The sequence below is a fragment of the Arthrobacter echini genome (assembly GCF_008107445.1).
In the GTDB taxonomy this organism is placed as follows: Bacteria; Actinomycetota; Actinomycetes; order Actinomycetales; family Micrococcaceae; genus Arthrobacter_D; species Arthrobacter_D echini_A.
Map to the genome: position 1 here is coordinate 1 of NZ_VSLD01000021.1, position 3,482 is coordinate 3,482.

A 3,482-nucleotide genomic window follows, 5' to 3' on the forward strand; every position below is an offset into this window, starting at 1 on the left:
TCGGAGACCTCGACCCCCTCATCCCGCTGTTGCCACAGCACCTAGCCAGCTCGCACCCTCACGGACCCTTCCACCTGAAGTCTCAAGACATCGCCGACGGACCTACACTCTGCTTCTTGAAGAGCCCATTTAGCGAGGGAGCGACAATGACTGGACTCAGAGAGAGCACATGCGGGATACCTGCAGTGCCGATCGTTGTAAATTCTTCCACGCCCACGTCTGGCCGAGCATTCGTCGGGCGTTCAGAGAACTTGTGGTAGCCGCTTCCGCCTGGCGACTTAGGCGTTGGCTCGAGAAGGACCTGGAGAAGGAGCTTGCGGCCCACCTAGCGCTTCCCGGGCAGGACTTGTTGCTCATAGGCCGACAGGTGAAGATTTTTCGGGGGCTCGTCGATCTACTCGCAATTGACTCGACCGGTACCATTTACATCATAGAGGTGAAGCTGAACCAAGCCCGCCCCTCCTCGATCGGTCAGGTTTTGAGCTATCGACGTGCGGTAAAGCGGCTGAACAGAGAGAAGATCATTCGCATTGTTGCTAACGGTAAGCTGGAGATCGACTTGGTGGAGTCCTTTCGACTGCACTTCGGCTACCCGCTACCAGAGACCGTAAATGAATTTCAGGTCCTTGTGATCGTTGCAAAATCTATTCATCCGCAAACCGCTTACAGCATTTTGGAGTTGCGGGAGGAGGCTTATTCGGTCCCAGTAACGACGTTTCGGTACGTCCGTGAGCCCGATGCGATCAAGCTAGTCCCGTGCTGCCAGGACGACCAGGACGTGGAGAAAGGCTCGCATCTGGACACGACTCAGCCGGCACCTCTTGATCCCGCCAATGCGCTTCGGAACCAATGGAGACGTCGGCGACCCATCGACGAGGACATTCGACGGTTCTGGTTGACCAATGCGCAGGACTTTGGGCCTTTTGTGACCTTTGGGTTCATTTTCGACCGCTACGAGGAATGGCTTAACGCGCAGCAGGCCAACGGCGTGCGCCCCCGTAACAAAGGATTGCTTGGCGAACAGGTGAGGGCGATCACGGAAGAGTCTAACGAATGGAGTCGTGTTTGGGTTGCTCGCCGGGCCGATATGGCTCCTTACAACACAATCGTGGCACCACCGTCTGTTCGGTCATACCGCGCCCTTGATCACTCCGTTGTGGCATACCAGCGGAACCCCATCAGCAGGGCACAGGGGGCGTAGCGACCATCATGGCACCTCCCGCGCCTGTCTCATCCTTTATATCGAGCTGGCCAGACGCGGCGTGGGAACGTTTACTCAAGCGGTCCCTCATCGAAGCCCACGTCGCCCGCGATGGTCCACCGGTTAATAGCCAGGTGTTGAGGGGATAGTGAGTCATGTGAAGCTACCAGCGTGGATAGCGGAAGAAGCTTCTGACATCCGTAAACCCAGGTCATCGCGTCTACAGGGCACCCAGTTTCGGCGCTCAAGGTTCCGAGGCCGTAGACGAGTCGCCAGTTCTGGATGATCATGGAATCAACCAGCAGTGAGGAGGACAGTAATGCCCGCCGCCGCCGAGATGGGCGCGACACGTAAGGAGCAGCTGTTGAGGCAGCTACACCGCGAGATCCTCGCTGCCCGCCTGAAGGTCACCCTGGACCGGGAGCTGGGTCGGGAGACCTCGTCGGCGGTGAGAAGCCTGGCGCGCATCAAGCTGCCGCTGCTGGTCAGCGAGTACGGCCGCGAGGGTGCAGTGATCGAAAAACCGAGGGTGAGACATGGATAGCACTAACGAGCTGCTTGAGACGTTGCGTGGAGAGATCTTCGCGGCCGAGGTTAAGGTCATTCTCGACCAGCGGCTGGGCCGCGAGACATCTCCCACCGTCAAGAAACTGGCCGCAGTGAAGCTGCCGCCGCGGGCGAGGTCACACAGGCATCTTCCTAGTGCGCCAGAGCAGGGTAGCGTTCATCAGACGCGGAAGGAACAACTGCTCGAGACGTTGCGCGATGAGATCTTCGCCGCCGAGGTTAAGGTCATTCTCGACCAGCGGCTGGGCCGCGAGACGTCGTTGACGGTGAAGCGTTTGGCCGCGATGAAGATACCGCCAGCCATCAACTCCAACGATCCGTAGCTGCTGCAACGGTGAGGAAATCTGCTGGTCGGAGTCCTCCGGCACGACGCCGACCCGCCACAGGACCTGAATCATTGGCTCGGGTAGGACTAAGGTGCTGATCTGGCGATTTCGCCTCGCGAGATCACCAGATCAGGTGGGCTGAATCACGAGCTACGTGGCGAGCTTCTCAACCTAACTGGGCCGGCTTTCTGGGCAGCGTCGGGAGGCAATGTATAGGAAGTTATAGGGGTTTATAGGGAAAATCCTATAAACTCCTATAGTACGGCGTGTCTCGGACCGATACGCGTGTCCCGAGGTTGAAACGCCGGGCGAAATCTCAGCGTCTGCTTCTTACTTGCCAGAGCGGCTGCTTCAGCTCAGCGGCGTGATGAGAACAAGACACGGGCACGCGCAATTCTAAGTAGCTGGGCCGTAAGGTCCACAACTGCGATGCTCGGTGAATGACGACATCATCACCGTGGATTCGTGGACGTGGCATCGACCGGCTCCTGGCCCAAGAAACGAACATCTCGGATCTACTTCAGTTTCTCAGTGACCAAGACGGCAGGCCTTGGGAGGGCTTGGTTGGCTTCATCCCGGAGAAGGTGGAGCGGGAGGTCCTTCAAGCGAACAACTCGGATCTCCTGCTGACATCTATGGACGGCGAACGGGTCGCTATAGAGGTGAAGCTCGCCCACAGCCTCAGCACGGATCAACAGGAGAGATATGAGGGGCTCTCGGCGGATACCCGACTCATTCTTGCGGCGCTCAGCTTGGACAAGCAGCGTCTGGAGTTGGACCCGACGACCCGCTGGAGCTTCCTTGGCCTCGTCCGGATTTTCGATGCCTGGACAGAAGTGGAAGATGAGGCCGCCCGTACCTTGGCTACTGAGGTTGTGCTCGTTCTTCGGAAATGGGATGAGCAGATCGCTGGTGTCTTTGAGTTGCCCGGCGAAGAAGGCACCCTAGCCTTGAACGTCCTGTCTCAGAAATTTCTAGCGAGGGTGGTCAGTCGCCGAATCGCGATGGACCTCCGCACGCGACGGCCGGCCAGTCACGCTGGCGTTACTAGCGGCGGAGGGCTGCCGCTGGTCCAGTCATGGCAAGCCATCCGCGGCGAGGACACCAACGGCTACTTCATGGCTGAAGTCCGCTGGCGGGGAAACAAGCCTGAGGGCGAACTGAGGTTCGGGGTGGACTTTGTTGTCCCCGCTGGTGAGACCGAGAGCGAAGAAATACGCCGGGCGGCCTACGACCTATCTAGCACCATGGAGGACCACATGGTCAAGTCCCTTGTGGTGGTGTATCGGTTGGTGATCCTTTTGATTGTTAGGCGCTGAGTTCGAGCGTGGTGTCGGTGGTCGCCTCCGTTCTGGTGGTGGTGTCGGTATCGGTGACGAGGGTGAGGC

Annotated in this window: 4 protein-coding genes; all 4 read left to right on the forward strand. The window is 58.6% G+C overall.

Features of this window, described 5'->3' with window-relative positions:
• The first annotated feature begins 169 nt into the window (after window positions 1–169).
• The 4 genes from FQ377_RS14585 to FQ377_RS14600 all read left to right on the forward strand — a co-directional run bounded on the left by FQ377_RS14585 (window position 170) and on the right by FQ377_RS14600 (window position 3,413).
• Complete coding sequence (locus FQ377_RS14585) at window positions 170–1,201, forward strand: endonuclease NucS domain-containing protein (protein ID WP_148601886.1); 1,032 nt, start codon at window positions 170–172, stop codon at window positions 1,199–1,201.
• Window positions 1,202–1,520: 319 nt separating this feature from the next.
• Complete coding sequence (locus FQ377_RS14590; protein WP_148601887.1) at window positions 1,521–1,745, forward strand: hypothetical protein; 225 nt, start codon at window positions 1,521–1,523, stop codon at window positions 1,743–1,745.
• Entirely contained in the window at window positions 1,738–2,091 is a 354-nt protein-coding gene (locus FQ377_RS14595; protein WP_148601888.1) for a hypothetical protein, read from the forward strand. The genes FQ377_RS14590 and FQ377_RS14595 overlap by 8 nt, the downstream gene beginning before the upstream one ends.
• Before the next feature lie 443 nt (window positions 2,092–2,534).
• On the forward strand, window positions 2,535–3,413 hold the full coding sequence (locus tag FQ377_RS14600; RefSeq protein ID WP_148601889.1) for a hypothetical protein: 879 nt from the start codon (window positions 2,535–2,537) through the stop codon (window positions 3,411–3,413).
• Window positions 3,414–3,482 lie beyond the last annotated feature (69 nt).

Excerpts from the sequence above, each read along its gene's own strand:
- FQ377_RS14585 (WP_148601886.1), top strand. The coding sequence starts at position 170 with ATGCGGGATACCTGCAGTGCCGATCGTTGTAAATTCTTCCACGCCCAC.
- FQ377_RS14590 (WP_148601887.1), top strand. The coding sequence starts at position 1,521 with ATGCCCGCCGCCGCCGAGATGGGCGCGACACGTAAGGAGCAGCTGTTG.
- FQ377_RS14595 (WP_148601888.1), top strand. The coding sequence starts at position 1,738 with ATGGATAGCACTAACGAGCTGCTTGAGACGTTGCGTGGAGAGATCTTC.
- FQ377_RS14600 (WP_148601889.1), top strand. The coding sequence starts at position 2,535 with ATGACGACATCATCACCGTGGATTCGTGGACGTGGCATCGACCGGCTC.